This window comes from Halorubrum sp. CSM-61 (assembly GCF_003781945.1).
Classification (GTDB): Archaea; Halobacteriota; Halobacteria; order Halobacteriales; family Haloferacaceae; genus Halorubrum.
In genome coordinates this window covers 1-18,899 of sequence record NZ_RJJW01000016.1, presented here as the reverse complement: position 1 = coordinate 18,899, position 18,899 = coordinate 1, and the positions used below count along the sequence as shown (strand labels likewise).

Genomic DNA, 18,899 nt, shown 5'->3' with positions numbered 1-18,899 from the left:
ATTAAGTGGGCGGATAGACCGCCTCGGATAACTATTAATACAACGATCACTCAGTTAAAACACCCGACCAGAAGTTCGTGGTTGCTGGAGAGAATTGTCGGATTCATCCCCGCGCTGAAGCGCGAGGCTTTCTCCTTGATTCTCCGTAAGAGCGGAAAATCATACTACTGATGGTACAGCAGCGATTCGCGAATGGAAGACAGATCATAGAACGGTGGGACTCGGTCTTCGAGGCGGTTTCCGCCGAGCCGCGTCGTCAACTCATCGTTTCGCTCTTGGATCGTCGACCGGGGGAATCCGTTCCGTTACCAGAAGGCGCAGTAAATCCGAACGTTCCCTGCGACCCGGAAGTGCTCCGACTGGAACTGATTCACAACCACCTTCCGAAGCTGAATGAGATGGAGTTCGTGGAGTGGGAGAGAGATCCACTCGTCGCCTCTCGCGGACGGCGATTCGACGAAGTCGCCGTCGTGTTCGAAGCCCTGCACTCGTCCGCGTCAGCCATCCCCGATTCGTTGGTCATCGGATGCCAGCGACTCGAAGAAGAGCGACAGACAAACCTCTGAGACCGCCGGTATCTCTGCAGAAGACGATCTCACCACACCCGGAGGGTTCCTCACCCGCAACGACGACGCGGACATCCCGTTTGACACAGCTCAACCTCTCTTAGGGATTTATGTCCTCCTCGAACGTATCCGTGCCCATGCCCGAGGAAATCCTCTTCGAGTCGGAGAGCCGTCGGAGCCGCGACGAGATCGCCGCGTACCTGCGGACCGTCGCGGACTCGCTGGAGTCCGGCAGCGCGATCACGCTGAAACGGGGCGAGGAGTCGCTGACGATGGAACCGCCGGCGCGGCCGACGTTCGAGGTGAAGGCCGAACGCGAGGGACCGGTCGACGGCCCCGGCGAACTCAGCGTCGAGTTCGAGTTGGAGTGGGACGAGGAGAGCGGGGATGAGGGCGGCGACGGGGACGGGGAGTTAGAGATCGAGTAGGACGCTGAAGTGTCGGTCGCTACGGAACGTTCCCGGGGACCTCGACGAACGCGTCGCGGGCGGAGAGGTGATCGAGGGTGTCGTCTACGCGGTCCCGGACCTCATCCATCCGCTCGATCAGCTCCTCGTACTCGTCGGTACTCGTCTCGTCGGCGGCCTCCAGCGCGGCCTTCTTCGACGCCAGCGCGAAGAACTCCTGGCTGTGCTCGTCGAACTCCGCGCGGTGGAGCAGCACCTCCACGAGCGAGAGCAGGTCCTCCCTCGTGACGGGCTTCGTCTTGTAGTCGTCGAACGGCATGTCGACGATGTCGACGTCGGGCTCGACCGCGGTCAGCATCGCGATCCGCGCGTCGTACCCCTCCCCGCGGATCGCCTCCAGCACGTCGTGGCCCGACATGTCGGGCATCCGCCGGTCGAGGAGGACCACCTCGACCGACTCGTCCATCAGCGAGAGGGCCTCCTCGCCGCCGGTGGCGATCCGGACCTCGTAGGCCGCGTCCAGGTACACGCGGTACAGCTCGGCGAGGTCGGGCTCGTCGTCGACCGCCAGAACGGTGGGGCGCGTCTCGACGTCGCTCATTGTCGGGGGATCGCGGTCCGCTGATCGCCCGCTGAAACTCCCGAACCGGCGAGACCGACCGCTGTTCCTGGGCTCATAACGCGAGCTACTCGGGTGACCGATTAAAACGTTGACTCGCGAGTATCAGCGGCGATATTCGGGGTTGCACGGGATCTCGCGCGGTCGTCAAGAATCCGACCGTGGCGGTCGGATCAGGAGACCGCCGTGACCCAAAGGCACATTTACGCGCGCTTCCTAACCCGGACAACGAATGTCTCATAGCCCCTCACTGCCCGACCGCCCCCGTCTGGAGCTCGATCCGGAGATGAGCGAGACGGAGCGGCTCGAGGCGATCCGCCAGCACTACCGGCGGATACTGCAGGTCAACGACGAGCTCGAAGACCGGCTCGACGACGCGCAGGACCGCCGCGGCGAGCTGAAGGCGGACGTCGACGAGCTGAAACGCGAGAACGAGGTGCTGAAGACCTCCTCGCTGTACATCGCCTCCGTCGAGGAGATCACGGGCGACGGCGTCGTCATCAAGCAGCACGGGAACAATCAGGAGGTGCTGACGCAGGCGTCCACGACCCTCGAGTCCGACCTCCGGCCGGGCGACCGCGTCGCGATCAACGACTCCTTCGCGGTCCAGCAGGTGCTCGACGACGAGACCGACTCCCGGGCGCAGGCGATGGAGGTCACCGAGTCGCCCGACGTCACCTACGACGACATCGGCGGCATCGACGACCAGATCCGCGAGGTCCGCGAGGCCGTCGAGGACCCCCTCGAGGACCCCGAGCAGTTCGAGAGGGTCGGCGTCGAGCCGCCGAGCGGCGTCCTCCTCCACGGCCCGCCGGGGACCGGGAAGACGATGCTCGCGAAGGCGGTCGCCAACGAGTCCGACGCGACGTTCATCAAGATGGCCGGCTCCGAGCTCGTCCGGAAGTTCATCGGCGAGGGCGCCCGGCTCGTCCGGGATCTGTTCGAGCTCGCCGCCGAGCGCGAGCCCGCCGTCATCTTCATCGACGAGATCGACGCCGTCGCCGCCAAACGCACCGACTCGAAGACCTCGGGCGACGCCGAGGTCCAGCGCACGATGATGCAGTTGCTCTCCGAGATGGACGGCTTCGACGACCGCGGCGAGGTCCGGATCATGGCCGCCACCAACCGCTTCGACATGCTCGACGAGGCGATCTTACGCCCCGGTCGCTTCGACCGGCTCATCGAGGTACCCGAGCCCGGACCGGAGGGCCGCGAGCGCATCCTGGAGATCCACACGCAAGACATGAACGTCGCCGAGGGCACCGACGTGGGCGCGGTCGCCCGCGAGCTGGAGGGGTACAGCGGCGCCGACATCGCCTCGCTGGCGACCGAGGCCGGGATGTTCGCGATCCGCGACGGTCGCACCGAGGTAACGCAGGAGGACTTCGAGGCGGCGCGCGAGAAGCTGCAGGACGCGGAGCAGACCGAAGAGCAGGTCATCAACTACCAGTACTAGGCGTTCTGAGCAGCGGTCGGTTTCGGGTTCTACGGAGTTTCTGGCGGTGGATGGGTGACGAAGACCTCCAAAGCCCCAGTCGCTCGCTTATAAGCCGTTGACTGCAGATCGGCAGTGAAGACCTCCAAAGCCCCAGCCGCGAGGACTCGATGGGCTCGCTGCGGTCCTCGTCGCTCACTTCGTTCGCTCTTGCGGTCCTTGGCGTCGCCCGTCTTCGTCCTCGCGGCAGCGAGGCGCTTCGCGCCTCTGGCAGCCGGCGGCAACGCCGCCGGCGACTGCCCCTTTGAGTCCCGCCCCGCACAGCAACCGCAGCCTCACGCCTCCCCAGCCTCGTCGCTGGTGGCCTTCGCTTCGCTCGGCCGCCAGCGACTCCCTCGCGCGTGCTCCTCGCGGCCGCCTTCGGCGGCACGCTCGAAGGCACGCGCCACCGCGCTCACTTCTGGTTCCGTGTCACTGCCGGCAGCGCTCCGCTTCGTAACCCCTTACCTTCCGCACCGCCGACTTCCCGCCGATGAACACCATCCACGTCGCCGGCGGCGTCGGCGTCGCCGACACGGCGATGGCCTCCTACGACGCCGCGCTCGCGGACGCGAACCTCCACAACTACAACCTCGTCGCGGTCTCCTCGGTCGTCCCCGCGGAGGCGACCGTCGAGTCGGTGGCCGAGGCGCCGGATCTGGGTCCCGCCGGCAACCGCCTCACGGTCGTCGAGGCGCGGCGGACCGTGGGGCCGGGCGACGCGGTCGACTTCCGCGAGGGCGGCCGCGCCGGCGCCGAGGACGCCGACGCGAAGCGCGCGCCGCGCCGCCGTCCCGACGTGGCCGCCGGGCTCGGCTGGGCCACCGGCCCGGGCCCCGGCCTCTTCTACGAGGTCACCGGCGAGGACCCCGACGACGTGCGCGACCGGATCGAGGCGGGGCTCGACGCGGGCGGCGACCTGCGCGACTGGGACCTGCCGGACCGCGAGGTCCGGATCGAGTCGGCGGCCGCGGAGCCCGACCGATTCACGACCGCGGTCGTCATCGCCGCGTACGGCGAGTCGGAGCCGGTCTTCTCGCCGTCTGAGGAGTAGCGGGCGGCGCCGAACGAGCTTGCGGGTTCCGCGAGCTTTAGGCCGCGCGAGGAGCCACGACGGGTATACATGACGACGAACGACGATCGAATCCGGACGACGCACATCGGCAGCCTCCCCCGGTCGCCGGAGGTGCTCGACCTCCTCACGCGGCGTCAGGAGGGCGAGACCGTCGACGACGACGAGTGGGACGCGGCCGTCGAGGACGCCACGCGCGACGTGGTCGAGCGGCAGGCGGAGGCGGGCGTCGACGTCGCCAACAACGGCGAGCAGTCCCGCGTCTCCTTCAACTGGTACGTCGCGGACCGGCTCAGCGGCATCGAGGGGACGCGCGAGCAGGAGCTGTGGGCGGACCTCCAGGAGTTCCCCGACTACGCCGAGGAGACGTTCAAGACCGACGTGATCGACCTCTCACGGCACCCCGTCGTGACCGGTCCGGTCGAGTACACCGGCCGCGAGGAGGCCGAGGCCGAGCTGGCGGCGTTCCGCGACGCGCTCGACGCGACCGACGCCGACTTCGAGGAGGAGTTCGTCACCGCGGCGTCGCCGAGCGTCGTCACCGCGACCCACGCCGACGACCACTACGGCGACTACGAGGAGTACCTCTTCGCCGTCGCCGACGCGATGGCCGAGGAGTACGAGATCGTCGCTGACGCCGGCTTCACGCTCCAGATCGACGCGCCCGAACTGCTCACGATCGGACACACTGCGGCGTACGCCGACGAGCCCCTCGACGAGGTCAAGGGGGCCACGCGGCTCCACGTGCGGGCGCTCAACGAGGCGCTCTCCGGGATCCCCGCCGAGCAGGTCCGCCTCCACACCTGCTGGGGGAGCTACGAGGGCCCGCACCACCTCGACACGGATCTGGCGGAGATGCTCCCGGAGATCTACGAGGCCGACATCTCCGGGCTCAGCGTCGAGCAGGCGAACCCCCGCCACCAGCACGAGTACCGCGCCTTCGCCGAGCACCCCGTCCCCGACGGCTGGACGCTGATCCCGGGCGTCGTCGACGTGAAGACGAACGTCATCGACCACCCCGAGACGATCGCGGACCGGCTGGAGCGCGTCGCCGACGCGGTCGCCGACGGGACGCCGCTCGTCGCCGCCCCCGACTGCGGGTTCGGCACGCAGGCCGGCCTCGGCATGGTCGACCCCGAGATCGCGTGGGCGAAGCTGGAGGCCTTAGGCGAGGGCGCCGCGATCGCGACCGAGCGGATCTACGGCTGAGCGGGCGGGACGGAGCGCTCGTCGCGGTCGAATCGGAACGCCGACCGGATCGCCCCCGCCGACGCCTTTTTGAACCGTCTCCGCGTATCAAACGTGTCTTCGATGAACGGCAACAACCCGTACGCCGGGGCACCGGGTGTGACGAACGCGGGCGAGCCCGCGGCCGTCGACCTCTCTCCGGACCAAGAACGGCGCCTCCGGCGCGCGGTCGCCGGAATCGTCTCGCGAACCGAGTCGTATCTCCCGGACAGCTACGCCGTCGGCTCCGAGCTGTCGGTCGGCGCGGAGGGGCCGCAGGCGACCGTCGCCGTCAACCCGCCCGCGGGCCACCCGGTCTCGGCCGGGTTCACGCCGGACCCCGACGAGCTCGAGGCCGGCATCGCCGACGCCGACACCGACGAGGTCGCCCGCGGGCTGGCCGCCAGCGCCGCGATGCAGGTGATGGACGCGGTCGGCGACGTGACCCCGACCGCGAAGTGACCTCGCCGGCGCGGTCGCAGGCCGCTCGAACTGCCGGTATCTCGGAGTCATAGCTCGATAGCGGTCCGTCCGCGATCCGGCGCCGGGAGTTCGTCGGTCGGGCGGTATCGAAAGCGACGGGCACTGGGTTCCGATCGCCGCCTAGCTGTCGGCCATGCTCCGGCAGGAGTCGGCGCACTTACGGAGGACCTCGGCGCAGGCCTGACAGTGGTCGGCGTCGTGGCGCTCGCACTCGTCGGCGCACTCCTCGCAGGCGTCGGCGCAGGCCCGCGCGAGCTGGGAGCTGTAGTTCGATCCTCGGGCCATCAGGCGCGCGTGCAAGGACGCGAGGTCGGCGACGTCTCGACAGAGCCGGGCGCACTCCTCCATGTCCGCGTCGCCGAGGCACTCGTCGGCGCACCACTCACAGACCGTCGCGGCCTCGTTGCAGTTCTCGAGGCAGTCGCGCTGCTCGTCGCTCAGGCTGTCGACCTTCGAGGCGGTTTCTGAAAGGGACATACGGTTGGAAGAACGTCCAGAACCGACGTAAACGACGTGCCTGCCACTGCAAGGCAGTGATTCCCTTTTGAGCGTCACCGCGTTCGTTCGAACGCGTCGTCGATTCGACCTACTCCGTCTCGACTTCTTCGGCCGTCGCGTCCGCTTCTTCAGCCGTGCCGCCCCCTTCGACTCCGGCCTCTCCGCCTCCCCCGCTTCCCGCCGCCGTTTCGCTCGCCGACGCCGGCGGCTCCAGCGTCCCCGTCACTCGCCCGTAGATCCCGAATATCTCCTCGTAGCCGTGCTCGCTCGCTAAGATCGGGACCACGCCTTCCTCCTCGACGCGGTGGGTGTACACGTCGTCCTCGGCGAACACCGCCCCCCGAGGGATCTCCTCGAAGTTCGCGTAGTGCACGTGGGGCTCGCCGCCCCCCTTCGGTACCTCCTCGTCGCCGGCGACGACCGTCGCCTCGGTGAACGTCGGCGGCTCGTCGTCGATCGCCCCGTGCGCCCGGAGGAACGCCAGACACGCCTCGTAGCCGAACTCGACGGCCTCCTCGCTCCCCTGTCGGCCGACCTCGATCGAGACGGTGTGCGGGACCGTGGAGTCCAGCGTCGTCCCGCGAAGCCCGCTGGCGTCGACGACGTAGTCCACGGGCATCGCCGTCACGGTCCGGCGGACCGACGGCGTGAGGCCGCTGTGGATCGCGAACGGCGGCGGCGCGCTGCGGGAGGTGTGGAGCGCGAGCACCGCGTCCATCCCCTCCAGCTCGGCCGCGAGCCGCGGCGCGAGGGCCCGCTCGTACTCGTCGCTGTCGGCGTCGCCCGGGAACGCGCGGTTCAGGTCGGTGTCCGTGTACCGGGCCTTCGCCGCCAGCGCCCGCTCGTTGGCGATGATCAGTCGAACGATCCCCTCGCCGGACTCCTCGTCGCCGGACTCCTCGTCGCCGGACCCTTCGTCGTCACCGAACTCGACGTCGTTTCCGGACCCGTCTTCCGCCGCGTCGAGCTCGTCGGCGAGTCGCCTCACGATCCGCTCGCCGGCGGGCTCGTCCCCGTGGATCCCGCCGACGATCGCGACGCGGGCCGAGCCCGCCGACACGCGATCGATCGTTTCCATACCTCCACTACGGGGCGGTCCGGATAAAGTGTCGCCGCTCGTGACTACCGGCGGAGCCGCTCCGCGAGGCGCGCGCGGTACCGCGCCGCCAGCTCCCGCGCGACGAGCCGGTCCCGGGGGTCCACGCCGAGGACCCGCAGCGCGCCCGCGTAGACCGCGAGCCCGCCCGCGGCGCCGACGACCACGGCGGCCAGACCGGGGACGACCGCCCGGATCGCCCGCATCGCGACGAGGGTCACGCCGCCGGCCGCCAGCGGGGTGAGGTAGGTGCGGTCGAACGGCCACAGCCCCTCGAAGCGACGCAGCAGGACGACCTGAATCCCGTTCTGCACCGCGATCGCCAGCGAGGTACCGAGCGCGGCGCCGACGAGCCCGTACCGGACCACGAACGCGTATGTCAGGGCGACGTTGAGGGCGGCGAGCAGCCAGTCGAGCGCCATCCGGGCGTACTGGTGATCGGTCATCATCAGGAGCCAGCCCGTCGCGCCAACCGCGCTGCCGACGAACACGCCGACGAGGTAGACGACGAGGGGGACGTACCCGGCGACGTACGGCTCCCCGAACAGCCCGAGCAGCTCCCGGCCGAACACCGCGAGCACGGCGAGAATCGGGACCACCGTCGTGACGATCTGGCGCGTCACCGACCCGTACACCGCGTTGAGCGTCTCGGTCCGCCCGTCCGCGTACAGCTCGGAGGCGACCGGCGGCAGCAGTTGGTTGAACGCCATGAGGGGGATCCACGCGATCGCGATCAGTACGAGGACGACGTTGTACACCCCGGCGGCGGTCGCCGTCAGCAGCGCCCCCACGAGCAGCACGTCGACGCGGTTCTGGAACACCTTCCCGAGGCTGCTCATCGCCACCGGCGCCGCGTGGTTATAAAAGCGCCCCGCCTCCCGCAGGACCCCTCGAAGCGACGGGACGATTCCGGTGACCCGCGCGGAGAGCGGCGCGGCGACGGCCGCGAGCAGCGCGGTGGCGACGACGATGCCGCCGGCGACGCCGACGACCGAGTAGCCGAGCGCCAGCGCCGCCAGCGCGCCCACGAGTCGGACGCCCGGGCGCAGGAGCTTGTTGAAGGCGATCTCGCCGCGGGCGGAGCCGACCGCGCGGAACACCGCGGACGCGACCATCACGACCCCGAGCAGCCCGACGAGAAATCCGAACGCGCGCATCGTCGGGGGGAACGAGGCGTCCTCGACGGTGAGCGCGTCGATCCGCGGCGCGGCCAGCCAGATCCCGGCGGCGATGGCGGCCCCGAACCCGAGCGTGGTGGCGTACGCGAGCCCGGCGACGACCCCCTGTCTGTCGGGGTCGTCCGCGTACTCGGGGAGGTAGCGCTGGAGCGCCGGGACGCTCCCGAACGTGACGAGCCGCGAGCACAGCTGCGCGATCCGCCACGCCAGCGCGTACACGCCGTAGGCGGCCGGGCCGAGCCCCCTCGCGAGGAAGAACTCGGTCGCGGCCGTGAGCGCGCGCTGGCCGGAGACGCCGCCGGCGGTGATCACCGCCCCGCCCGCGATCGTCAGGAGCGCCTCGCGCTCGTCGTCGGGGACGGCGTCGGCGTCGCCGGTGGTATCGGCGGCGTCAGCGTTTTTCGCGGGGTCGGCGGCATCAGCGTCGGCGTCGCTCGCGGGACCGTCTGGCGCGTCGCTACCGGCTCCGAGTCCGTCGTTCACGGCTCGAATCGACGTGATTCGGCTCGGGAGAAAAGCGACTCGTTCTCTCGCCGGTCGACTCTGTTACCAGCGCTGGTGGACGTGCTCGCGGACGAACTCGTCGTACACGTCGTCGACGGCCTCACGGTCGGCCTCGTCGAGGGGCGCGAGGTCGCTGACGTCCGCGTTCGCCCGGACGTGCGCCGGGGTCGTCGAGCCCGGAATGACCGTCGAGACGGCGTCGTGATCGAGGATCCAGCGCAGCGAGAGCTGCGGGAGCGAGAGGTCGTCGCCGGTCGCGTCGGTCGGATCGTCGGCGACGGCGTCGACCCGCTCTGCGAGCGCGTCGGCGGCGTCGAGCCCGACCTCGTAGGGGACGCCGGCGAACGTCTCGCCCACGTCGAACGCGTCGCCCTCGCGGTTGTAGTTGCGGTGGTCGTCCTCCGCGAACTCGGTGTCCCGCGAGAGCGCGCCGGTGAGCAGCCCGGAGGCGAGCGGGACCCGGCAGATCACGCCCACGTCGCGGGCGGCGGCCTCGTCGAGGAACAGCTCGGCGGGGCGCTGGCGGAAGGGGTTGAAGACGATCTGGACCGACTCGACGCCGGGGTACTCGATCGCCTTCAGCCCCTCCTCGACGCGCTCGACGCTGACGCCGTAGTTCGCGATTCGTCCCTCGTCGGCGAGCGTTTCGAGCGCGTCGAACGTCTCCGGCCGGTAGTAGGCGTCCGTCGGCGGGCAGTGAAGCTGGACCAGGTCCAGCGTCTCCACGCCGAGGTTCTCCCGCGACCGGTTCACGAACCGGCGGAGGTTCGCCTCGTCGTACTCCTCGGCCACGTGGGGATCGAGTCGCCGGCCGGCCTTCGTCGCCACCGTCACGTCGTCGCTCGCGATGTCGGCTTCGAGCACGTCGCCGAGGATCCGCTCGGAGAGCCCGTCGCCGTACACGTCCGCGGTGTCGAAGAAGTCGATCCCGGCGTCGCGGGCGGTCTCGACCGCGTCGAGCGCCTCGGACTCGCTCACGTCGCCCCAGTCGCTCCCGATCTGCCACGAGCCGTAGCCGACCTCGCTGACCGCGCCGACGTTCCCGAGCGTTCGATGGTTCATGTTCACTCTCCACTGATCGGGGCGAACGCAAGGGCGTTCCGGAGGCGGAACCGGGAACGTCCTCGCGGCGCGCTCGCCGCGTCCCGCTGACCCGCAGTCAGGGGAGCTAAACGGCTCGACGCCGTATCCAGATGTATATGCAGTTCTGTGACGACTGCGGCTCGATGATGGTCTCTCGCGACGGCGAGATGGTGTGTCAGAACGACGACTGCGGCGGCACCGCCGAGCGCGACGAGGGGCTCGCGGCCGAGTACGAGTCGACGACCGAGCAGACCGGCGACGAGGTGATCGAGACGGAGGAGGGCGCGAACTTCGAGGGGAAGCCGACCGCGAACGACGTCGTCTGCGACGATTGCGGCCACGGCGAGGCGTGGTACACGATCAAACAGACCGGCGCCGCCGACGAGCCCCCGACGCGCTTTTTCAAGTGCAAGGAGTGCGGTCGCCGGTGGAGGGGGTATAACTGAGACCCACCTCGTTCTGGACGGCCCCCGCGCCGGCGTCCGACGGACCGACAACGTCCTTGGAAGGCCGATACTCGGACCGGTCTACGGATCGATCCGTTCTATCGCGAAACTGCTGTGGCCGTGCGTTTCGAGCGACAGATACGTCAGCTTCATCTCGTACTCCGTACAGAACTCGTGGACCGCGGCGATGACGCCGTACCACTGCCCGTTGGGGACGTCACCGAGACAGTAGTCGTGTCCGGCGATGACGCCGTCGGACTTCACTTTCCGCCGGCAGACCTCCAGCTCTCTCAGCGTCTGCTCGTACGTGTGGGTGGTGTCGACGTACACCCAGTCGAAGGAGTCGTCTTCGAAGCGTTCGAGCGCGACGTCCGGTCGCTCCGCCAGGATTTCCACGGTTCCGTCCGCGATCCGGTCCGCGTGTCGGGTCTCCACCTCCTCCACGCTCCGGTCGCTGTACTCGTTCGACTCCCAGACGTCGATCAGATACAGTTCGTCGGGGTCGGTGATCGAGAGGATCTGCTCGGAGAACTTCCCCTCGTCCGTCCCCAACTCCGCGACTCGTCCCCCCTTCGGGAACGCTTCCAGCATCTCCTCTCGAGACGGGACGACCTCGGCGTCTCGGACGTGTTCCTCCGAGAGCGTCTCCGGGACGGAGTCCCTTGCGTGAGGGGTCCTGACGCGCTCCGGCTCGTAGAAGACCGAAGCGCGTACGCCCCTCAGCGCGGGATACGCTCGCTCCGGGACGAGGTCGACGACCCGCTTCTTCAGCTCATTGCGGAGTGTTCCCACGGGTCACAACCGTCGTCCGTGTCGGACTTATAGCTGTCCGTTCGTCCACCGCACCGACGACCGACGCCACCGGCCGGTACTGTACACGACGCCGTCGCCGGCGCGGCACCGACCGACCGCTATTTATGAGCTGTCACGCAGCCGCGGCCCGAGAAACGACGCCACCGCCTCCCCCACGTCACCGGCCCGCCCCACGAAGAAGTGGTCCGACTCGAACGCCTCCGTTTCGATCCCGAGTTCCTCCGCCCGCTCCACCACGGGCTCCCAGTCGGCCGTCGAGTCGCGGGTCGCGTACAGGATCCGGGTCGCCACGCCGAGATCGACGAGGTCGTCGAGGGCCGCGACCGCGTCGACGTCGGGGCTCAGCCGCGCGGTCGGCGCGAGCGCGCAGACCCCGGCGAGTCCGGGGCGCGAGGCGGCCGTGACGAGCGCGATCGTGGCCCCGAACGAGAAGCCGAACAGCCCGACGCGCTCGTAGCGGTCGACCGCCCAGCCGACCGCGTTGTCGGCGTCCGTGCTCTCGCCGTACCCCTCGTCCCAGTCGCCGTAGTCGAAGCGCAGGCAGTCGATCCCCCGATCGGTCAGGGCGTCGCTGACGGCAGTCAGGCGCTCGTCGCCGCGGTGGCCGCGCTGTTGGGGGTGGGGCGGGCAGGCGACGACGACGGTGTCGGCTCGGGAGCCGTTACCGGCCGCGTCGCCGCCGTCGCTCGCGGCGGTGTCGAGACTGGCGCGCACGTCGCGGCCGCCGGGGATCAGGACGGTGTCGCTCACTGGAAGTCGAAATCCGCCGCGTCAGGGGACCTGCGTCACGCGATCGACGTCGTCGAGATCGGCCAGATCACCTGCGAGCGCCTCCTGATCGACGCTCGCCTCGTAGTAGAAGACGAGGTCGAAGGTGCCGTCGCGGAGGAGCTGCTGGCACTCCCAGACGAACTCCTCGTCGTCGAGGGTGAGTCCCTGGAACTGGTTCGACGAGAAGTTCGTGTCGTCGTTTCCGGCCTCGATGTACGCCTCGCCCTTCCCGGCGTGGTCGGCGATGACCTCGTTGATCGCGACCGTGAGCTCGTGCATCTCCAGGTCCTCCTGCCCGCCGAGCGTCGTGTGGACGATACAGCCGAGGAGTTCGATGTCGCCCGGCTCCAGTAAGGCCTTCGTCCGCGCGTAGAGGTCGGCGTCGACGGTCTCGCTCATGGTCGACTATTCCGGCTCCCCTGATAAACGAATGACGGTTCACCGCCGCGTTCCCACGCTCCGGGACTCACCGCCGCAGGGAGACGACGGTTTCGCTCGCTCCGTCGGCCGCCGCGCACCTCCCGTCCGTCGCGCGCTCCTCGACGGCCTGTGGAATGGTGTCCAGTTCAGCAGGCGTTTCGATTGCTGGGGGTGTGCCGAGTCGACGGCAGAAGGGGAGTCCACTGACAAGCCCACGACTGCAGTCGTGGATTACTGACGGAATCGCCCTCGAGACTGTTACGGAAGTCGGCAAACCGCACGAGCGATCGTCACAACAATGGCGTTGCTAGGAGAACCTCCTGAGAGAGAGAGAACACGTGGCAGTTACTGAACCATCCTCGCTATCGACGTGTACGGTCCAGATCGAGCGGCGAGGCGGTCGCGGCGAAGCAGGTGGACGAGCCCTGGAACGACATCTCCGAAACACGTCTGGTGTCCACGATGTCGATGTCTCGTTCCGAACGGGGGGCGTCCGGATTACCTACGACGAGAGTGTCACTTCGGCGGAAGCGCTCAGACAAGCGGTCCGTGAGCGTAACGTCGCGCTCCAAGAGGGCTCTGAGACGGCAACCGACGACGGAAGCACCCGCTCGGAACTCAGACAGGAGGCAGTGTTCGTCGGCCTGACTCTCGTCGGTATGGTGACCGGCTTGGCGACGGGGTGGCTCAACGGACCGGCACTTCTGTCGTGGACCGGTTACGGCGTCGCATACGTCTTCGGCGGTTGGTACGGACTCAAAGGCGCAATCGAGACGCTCCGCCACCGCGCTGTCGATATCGACCTCTTAATGATCGTCGCCGCGCTCGGTGCGCTGTCGATTGGGGCCCCGTTCGAGGGCGCGATGCTTCTCTTTCTGTTCTCGTTATCGAACACGCTGCAGCATTACGCGATCGGACGCTCGCGTCGGGCGATCAAATCCCTCGTCGAGATGCGACCGGACGAAGCGCAAGTCCTGCGCGACGGTGAAGAAGTCACAGTCCCTATCGACGGAGTGGCCGTCGGTGACGTGTTCGTCGTCCGACCGGGCGATAGGATTCCACTCGACGGCGTCGTCAAGTCCGGTGAGGGGACGGTCGATCAAGCGTCGCTCACCGGCGAGTCTGTGCCCGTCCCGAAGGAACACGGCGACGAGGTGTTCGGCGGGACGATCAACGAGAGCGGGAGCCTCGAAATCGAGGTCACGCGACAGGCTCACGAATCGGCAATCACCCGCCTTATCAACATGGTCGAACGCGCCCAGAGCGAGAAGGCCCCCACCCAGCGCCTCATCGACCGCCTCGAACAACCGTACGTCCTCGGCGTGTTCGGGCTCACGCTCGTAGCGATCGCGATTCCGCTCGCGCTCGGCAGCGAGTTCACCAGCACGTTCTATCGAGCGATGACGCTCATGGTCGCCGCCTCGCCGTGTGCGGTCATCATCTCGACGCCGGCGGCGGTCCTGTCGGCAATCGCCTCCGGCGGTAGACAGGGGGTCCTCTTCAAGGGTGGCGAACACGTCGAGGCGGCAGCGAATATCGACGCGGTCGCGTTCGACAAGACGGGCACGCTCACGAGAGGCGATACGCAGTTGACCGACGTCTTCGTTCGTGAAGGTGTGGATGACGGTGCCCTGACTAACGACAATTTGCTCTCACTCGCAGCCGCAGTGCAAGGCCGTTCGGAGCATCATCTCGCTCGTGCGACCGTGATGGCGGCCGAAGAGCAGTCGCTGGAGGTGCCCAGCGCACAGCGGTTTCAGTCGGTCGCCGGGAAAGGAGTCCAAGCCGACGTGAAAGACGGAACCATTCACATCGGGAATCGAAGTTACTTCGATACCGTCCTCGGAGGCGCACCAATCGATGGTCTCGAGCCAGGGGTAAACCGGCTCCAAACACTGGAGGCAGAGGGAAAAACGAGCGTCCTCGTCGCCCGAGAGGACGGTGGCGGCGTCACCGTGTTGGGGTGGCTCGCGTTCACTGATACGGTTCGACCGGGCGCTGCCGAGATGATCAACGACCTCCGCTCACTCGGGGTTGAGCACATCGTGATGCTGACGGGCGACAACGAGCGCGTCGCACGGCAAATCGCCGACGAAGTCGGCATCGACGAAGTACAGGCCGAACTGCTGCCGGAGGAAAAGGTGGCGACCATCGAGGACTTGGTCGAGCGTTACGAGAACGTAGCGATGGTCGGTGACGGTGTCAACGACGCACCGGCGCTCGCCACGGCGACCCTCGGCGTTGCGATGGGCGGGGCAGGGACCGACGTCGCGCTCGAAACCGCTGACGTGGTGTTGATGGGCGACGATCTCAGCAAGATACCATACGTCCTCGGACTGGGGCGGCGGACTCGTCGGACACTCACAGTCAATCTCGCCATCGCGTTCGGCGCGATTGCACTCATGGTCGGCACGATCCTCCTCCGAGGAATCCCGCTTCCGCTCGCAGTAGTCGGTCACGAGGGATCGACGGTTTTGGTCTCGTTGAACGGGCTTCGGTTACTCGGCTATCGGGAGTGAGTTATCGGAGTCGTGCAGTCGTTTGACCATTCCGCTCTTCAATCTGGACGAGTCCGTCGTCCGCAAGGTCCGAAAGGAGACCTCGCAGCCACTCTCGCCCGTGCTTACCGTCGGGTGTGTAGTCCACTCGAATCCGATGACCGAGCGTGTCTAGGTCCATCTCATCGTGTTCGCCGAGGAGTCGAACCACGCGTCCCCGGAACTGCCGGCGGCTCCCCTCGAAGCTGGGCTGCTCGGGCACGTCGGGCGCGGTGAAGTCACCGGTCTGGTAGGCGTGACACCACTCGCGCCACGGGCAGCCGGCCTCATCGCAGCGCGGGGTGGTCCCGCAGGCGACGCCGCCGAGTTCCATGATCGCGTTGTTCCAGACGCGGGACTCTCCCTCCGGCATCACGCGCGAAGCGACGCGCTCGAACGCCGCGTCGTCGTCGGGAACCGCAAATGCGCGGTGCAGCACCCGCTTCACGTTGGTGTCGACGACGGCGTCGCCGTTGTTGAACGCGAACGACGCCACCGCGTTGGCGGTGTAGGGGCCGACGCCCATCAGCTCCCGCAGCTCCTCGGGGGTCTCGGGGAACGCCCCGCCGTAGTCGTCTTCGACCTGTCCGGCGGCCTCGTGGAGGTACTTCGCGCGGTTGTTGTAGCCGAGCGAGTGGTCGGACCAGAACGCGACCACGTCGCCGCGGTCGGCGGCGGCCAGCGCCGCGGTCGTCGGCCACCTCTCGACGAAGTCCTCCCACGCGGGGACGACCCGGTCGAGCTGGGTCTGCTGGCTCATCACCTCGCTGACGAGGATCTCGTAGGGGTCCTCGGTGCGCCGCCACGGGAACTCGCGGTGGTCCGCCTCGTACCAGTCGACGAGCGCCTCGCGGACCGCGCCGAGGTCGGCCGGGAGCTCGGGGGCGTCGCCGTCGTCGAGGGGGGCGGCCGCGTCCGAGTCGGTCATTACCGTCGGTCGGGCCGGCGGCGGTTTATCGGTGCTGGTCCGCTCCGGATTCGACCGGCTCCATCGAGCGCGGGTCGCGGTCGGGACCCGGATACTTGCCGCCGACGGCCTCCGGGTACAGCCCCGCCGGCGAGAACACGGTCGCGAACGCGCGCGGCTCACGGACGCTCACGGCCATCCGATCCTGAAGCCCGGCCGCGGCCTGCGCCCCCGTGAGGGTCGGGTCGAGGCTCACGACCTGCATCGCGCCGCCGCGGTACGCCGACGCCAGCGCCGGGTGGTCGCCCGGAGGCTGTGGGGCCGGCTCGCGCCACGCCTCGACCGCGTCGTGCCAGTCGCTCGCCAGTTCGTCGTCCGCGAGCGCGGCGATCACGGCCTCGGCGTCGTCGAGGAGCGGGTCGCTGGCGACGAGGGTCGTCCACGCGTGCGAGCGCAGGAGATCCAGTGCCTCACGGGCCGCCCCCCCGACGAGGAGGTCGGCCGCGAGGACGTCGGCGTCGGCGACGACGCGGGCGGGGGTCGGCTCGGGATCGGCGGGGGGGAGGTCATGGGCGTCGTTCTCGGCGGTATCGTCGGTGTCGCACTCAGACGCCGACCGGCGTTCGGCCAGCGCCGCGCTCACCGCTTCGGCGTTCGCGTCGTACTCGGCCGCCCGATCGAAGAGATCGGCGAAGGTCGCGGTCATACGGGAGCGTCGGTAGCCACGGGTATCGGGCTTGCGGCCGACTGTCGGAACGGAACTTGCGGCCGAGCTGTTCGATCGGAAATATGAGAGAAGGGCCCGGATGGGGCTTCATGTGAGCCGTTCGGAGTTGATCCCTGATCCGTGCAATCTTCAAACTCACTCGAAGTCAGGGGGATGAAAGAGCAGGAGATCCTGGTTCAGAAGAGATGCGTGAAACACTCGGAACATCGCAGCGACATCGCTGAAGAAGCGATCACTGTCGCTAATGAAGAATGATCTCGGGTAATCGAGAAGGATATCCAGGAAGCTATTCGGTGATATACTGAAATATCTAGATCGTTTAGAAACCGCGGTCGATGATTTCTAAAAGATCACTAGCCAGCCTTCCGTCTTCTCGTATCTCGACGACACCGGCTTCCTCGCTGTAATCTATAAGTCCAGAACCATTCAGCATTGGAAGGTGAGTCTGGTAAAGAGAGACATAGCGTTTTTTATACTCCTCCTTGTCGCCCTCTGGTTCATTGCCTGTCTCCTCTATTGTGAGTTGTTCAGCAAGGTCAGCAATATCGATCTCTTCGTTTTCGGCTACTAACTGGATAATATATCTTCTTCGCTGATTCTTAAACACATCAAAGAACACGTGCTTATCAGCACTGATCTTAGGCGAACCCTCCGATACGACCTTATCTCCCGCCGAACCTTTTCGGATAAACCATTCTCGAAGCATCAAAATCGTTCCAGATTGACTAAATAAGAGAGAATATTCTCAGATAAAACTATTTTAAAAAGTCTAACATTAGAACTCTGTCACGAAAACGCCGTAGAACTCCATCTACCCCTGGAACCGGTTCCGCTGTTGAACTCCCGAAACAGCCTTTCACCGACGAAGAAACCGATGAGTAACGGACGTAACAGCCAGAGAGAGCCTAGGCCGAGATTTGAACTCGGGGTCTCGTCCTTACCAAGGACTTGCTTTACCGAGGAGGCCTTCGGCCCTGAAAGCGGCTACCTTTGCCGCAAACGCCCACTTTGCGTGCTTCTTATCTCTCTATTAGCAACGCTATTTATAAAAGAATTGGGTATTCGGCCCCGTATGCCGTCTGTGGACACCGGAAAACGACAATCGTAAAACGAGTATTCGGATTCAAGCGATGTCGACCGTCACATCATAATTGTGACGGGTACCTGCGGTTCATACGTGTGGCCCCACTTCATCGAGTGGGGAGTACCACGTTCGTCTCAGATGTGCTGTGGTGAACCAGCTGGAAAGTAGAACGGGTGAACGTATTGGATTTCTACCGACCGCAAACGCTATACTGTATTAGAGTTACTGTTCTGATATGTATGGGGCTGTTCGGAAATCGCTTGAAGACTGGTATAATCCGAGTATCCAGTCTGCGGTGATTGTCCTGATGGGTTCGATTTTTTGCCTCTTTCTGTTCCTCAACAGTCCCGATTTCACGAACCCGTACTACGTTTTCGGAGTCGGAGTGATGGGCTTCACAATCGTCTTTGCGGTGCTTATGCTCATTTCTGTGCTACTGAAGCGCTGATAGAGTATTACCCTGTAGTTACCGAAGGTACTCCCCACATCGAGGCGGGTTCTCCTCAGCTTATTTGGACTGAAACAGCCGCTCAGTAGGTGTACGTGATTACCGTTCACCCCTTCGACAAGTGGTGGCAATCAATTGTCGCCGAAAGTACTTATAGAGTCGGAAGAAACCGGTTTCCATGCCCGCATTCGGTATTGGAACCCCGATATTCCTCATCGTACAAGCCCTCATCTCGTCGTTCGTCTACTCCGAGGCAAAAGAGTATGGCTCACGCTCCCCGTTAGTCGTAGGAGCATCTGTCTTTAGTTAAGCGAGAAACCGCGAGATAGCGGCGGCTTATCGAGGCATCTTTCGGAAGGAATGAGGAAGTCCAGTCTGTGCACGACAAGGACCAGTCGATCACATCGACAGCTGCGTAATCTCGTCTGATGGCGATGAATCAGATGGAACTGGTCATGGAGCGTCTTCGAAGCGCTGGTGAGTGTGATCTTCAGGATGGACCGTCGCTGTCGGCGGCGCACTGCCGCCGACGCGACAGT

The 18,899-nt window shown here is 66.4% G+C and carries 19 protein-coding genes; 8 read left to right on the top strand and 11 right to left on the bottom strand.

The annotated features are described in order from the left end of the window. The first annotated feature begins 170 nt into the window (after nucleotides 1–170). Together EDM04_RS19190 and EDM04_RS17955 are read left to right on the top strand one after the other, a co-directional pair. Nucleotides 171–566 (top strand): hypothetical protein, encoded by a 396-nt coding sequence (locus EDM04_RS19190; RefSeq protein WP_123624563.1) that lies wholly within the window; start codon nucleotides 171–173, stop codon nucleotides 564–566. 137 nt (nucleotides 567–703) lie between these two features. Then, a complete protein-coding gene (locus EDM04_RS17955) occupies nucleotides 704–994 on the top strand; it encodes an amphi-Trp domain-containing protein (RefSeq protein ID WP_123624561.1) in 291 nt (96 codons plus the stop codon). Nucleotides 995–1,013: 19 nt separating this feature from the next. On the opposite strand, the gene EDM04_RS17950 is transcribed toward EDM04_RS17955, so the two are convergent. Beyond that, nucleotides 1,014–1,574: a response regulator gene (locus EDM04_RS17950; RefSeq protein ID WP_123624559.1), complete on the bottom strand. Its 561-nt coding sequence runs from the start codon at nucleotides 1,572–1,574 to the stop codon at nucleotides 1,014–1,016. A gap of 250 nt (nucleotides 1,575–1,824) precedes the next feature. Between EDM04_RS17950 and EDM04_RS17945 the strand changes: the two genes are divergently transcribed. The 4 genes from EDM04_RS17945 to EDM04_RS17930 all read left to right on the top strand — a co-directional run bounded on the left by EDM04_RS17945 (nucleotide 1,825) and on the right by EDM04_RS17930 (nucleotide 5,827). Continuing rightward, nucleotides 1,825–3,048, top strand: a complete 1,224-nt coding sequence (locus tag EDM04_RS17945; protein ID WP_123624557.1) for a proteasome-activating nucleotidase — start codon at nucleotides 1,825–1,827, stop codon at nucleotides 3,046–3,048. A gap of 511 nt (nucleotides 3,049–3,559) precedes the next feature. Beyond that, nucleotides 3,560–4,120, top strand: a complete 561-nt coding sequence (locus EDM04_RS17940; protein ID WP_123624555.1) for a pyruvoyl-dependent arginine decarboxylase — start codon at nucleotides 3,560–3,562, stop codon at nucleotides 4,118–4,120. 69 nt (nucleotides 4,121–4,189) lie between these two features. Then, the gene (locus EDM04_RS17935) at nucleotides 4,190–5,347 is read left to right on the top strand and encodes a cobalamin-independent methionine synthase II family protein (RefSeq protein WP_123624553.1); all 1,158 of its coding nucleotides are present in this window, start codon (nucleotides 4,190–4,192) and stop codon (nucleotides 5,345–5,347) included. Nucleotides 5,348–5,449: 102 nt separating this feature from the next. Next, the gene (locus EDM04_RS17930) at nucleotides 5,450–5,827 is read left to right on the top strand and encodes a DUF5811 family protein (protein WP_123624551.1); all 378 of its coding nucleotides are present in this window, start codon (nucleotides 5,450–5,452) and stop codon (nucleotides 5,825–5,827) included. 141 nt (nucleotides 5,828–5,968) lie between these two features. Here the strand turns inward: EDM04_RS17930 and EDM04_RS17925 are convergent, their stop codons facing one another. The 4 genes from EDM04_RS17925 to EDM04_RS17910 form a co-directional block, all read right to left on the bottom strand. Further along, nucleotides 5,969–6,325 (bottom strand): four-helix bundle copper-binding protein, encoded by a 357-nt coding sequence (locus EDM04_RS17925; protein ID WP_123624548.1) that lies wholly within the window; start codon nucleotides 6,323–6,325, stop codon nucleotides 5,969–5,971. Nucleotides 6,326–6,434: 109 nt separating this feature from the next. After that, nucleotides 6,435–7,424, bottom strand: a complete 990-nt coding sequence (locus EDM04_RS17920; RefSeq protein ID WP_241154960.1) for a succinylglutamate desuccinylase/aspartoacylase family protein — start codon at nucleotides 7,422–7,424, stop codon at nucleotides 6,435–6,437. Nucleotides 7,425–7,468: 44 nt separating this feature from the next. Then, complete coding sequence (locus EDM04_RS17915) at nucleotides 7,469–9,103, bottom strand: lipopolysaccharide biosynthesis protein (RefSeq protein WP_123624546.1); 1,635 nt, start codon at nucleotides 9,101–9,103, stop codon at nucleotides 7,469–7,471. Nucleotides 9,104–9,166: 63 nt separating this feature from the next. Further along, the gene (locus EDM04_RS17910) at nucleotides 9,167–10,186 is read right to left on the bottom strand and encodes an aldo/keto reductase (RefSeq protein ID WP_123624544.1); all 1,020 of its coding nucleotides are present in this window, start codon (nucleotides 10,184–10,186) and stop codon (nucleotides 9,167–9,169) included. Nucleotides 10,187–10,323: 137 nt separating this feature from the next. Between EDM04_RS17910 and EDM04_RS17905 the strand changes: the two genes are divergently transcribed. Beyond that, nucleotides 10,324–10,653 carry a transcription factor S gene (locus tag EDM04_RS17905; protein WP_123624542.1) on the top strand — a complete coding sequence of 110 codons (330 nt, stop codon included), beginning with the start codon at nucleotides 10,324–10,326 and terminating at the stop codon, nucleotides 10,651–10,653. An 81-nt stretch (nucleotides 10,654–10,734) separates the two neighbouring features. Here EDM04_RS17905 and EDM04_RS17900 read toward each other — a convergent pair whose 3' ends face one another. The 3 genes from EDM04_RS17900 to EDM04_RS17890 all read right to left on the bottom strand — a co-directional run bounded on the left by EDM04_RS17900 (nucleotide 10,735) and on the right by EDM04_RS17890 (nucleotide 12,636). Next, the gene (locus tag EDM04_RS17900; RefSeq protein ID WP_123624540.1) at nucleotides 10,735–11,445 is read right to left on the bottom strand and encodes a class I SAM-dependent methyltransferase; all 711 of its coding nucleotides are present in this window, start codon (nucleotides 11,443–11,445) and stop codon (nucleotides 10,735–10,737) included. 123 nt (nucleotides 11,446–11,568) lie between these two features. Next, the gene (locus EDM04_RS17895; protein ID WP_123624538.1) at nucleotides 11,569–12,216 is read right to left on the bottom strand and encodes an alpha/beta hydrolase; all 648 of its coding nucleotides are present in this window, start codon (nucleotides 12,214–12,216) and stop codon (nucleotides 11,569–11,571) included. Between the two features lie 21 nt (nucleotides 12,217–12,237). Then, nucleotides 12,238–12,636, bottom strand: coding sequence for a DUF5778 family protein (locus EDM04_RS17890; RefSeq protein WP_123624537.1), 399 nt, complete (start codon nucleotides 12,634–12,636; stop codon nucleotides 12,238–12,240). Nucleotides 12,637–12,995: 359 nt separating this feature from the next. Here EDM04_RS17890 and EDM04_RS17885 point away from each other — a divergent pair, with 359 nt between their 5' ends. Then, a complete protein-coding gene (locus tag EDM04_RS17885; RefSeq protein WP_123624535.1) occupies nucleotides 12,996–15,176 on the top strand; it encodes a cation-translocating P-type ATPase in 2,181 nt (726 codons plus the stop codon). Nucleotide 15,177: 1 nt separating this feature from the next. On the opposite strand, the gene EDM04_RS17880 is transcribed toward EDM04_RS17885, so the two are convergent. The 3 genes from EDM04_RS17880 to EDM04_RS17870 all read right to left on the bottom strand — a co-directional run bounded on the left by EDM04_RS17880 (nucleotide 15,178) and on the right by EDM04_RS17870 (nucleotide 17,534). Next, on the bottom strand, nucleotides 15,178–16,122 hold the full coding sequence (locus EDM04_RS17880) for an A/G-specific adenine glycosylase (protein ID WP_123624533.1): 945 nt from the start codon (nucleotides 16,120–16,122) through the stop codon (nucleotides 15,178–15,180). Between the two features lie 25 nt (nucleotides 16,123–16,147). Beyond that, on the bottom strand, nucleotides 16,148–16,807 hold the full coding sequence (locus EDM04_RS17875; RefSeq protein ID WP_123624531.1) for a hypothetical protein: 660 nt from the start codon (nucleotides 16,805–16,807) through the stop codon (nucleotides 16,148–16,150). A 340-nt stretch (nucleotides 16,808–17,147) separates the two neighbouring features. Further along, nucleotides 17,148–17,534: a hypothetical protein gene (locus EDM04_RS17870; protein ID WP_123624529.1), complete on the bottom strand. Its 387-nt coding sequence runs from the start codon at nucleotides 17,532–17,534 to the stop codon at nucleotides 17,148–17,150. Between the last annotated feature and the right edge of the window lie 1,365 nt (nucleotides 17,535–18,899).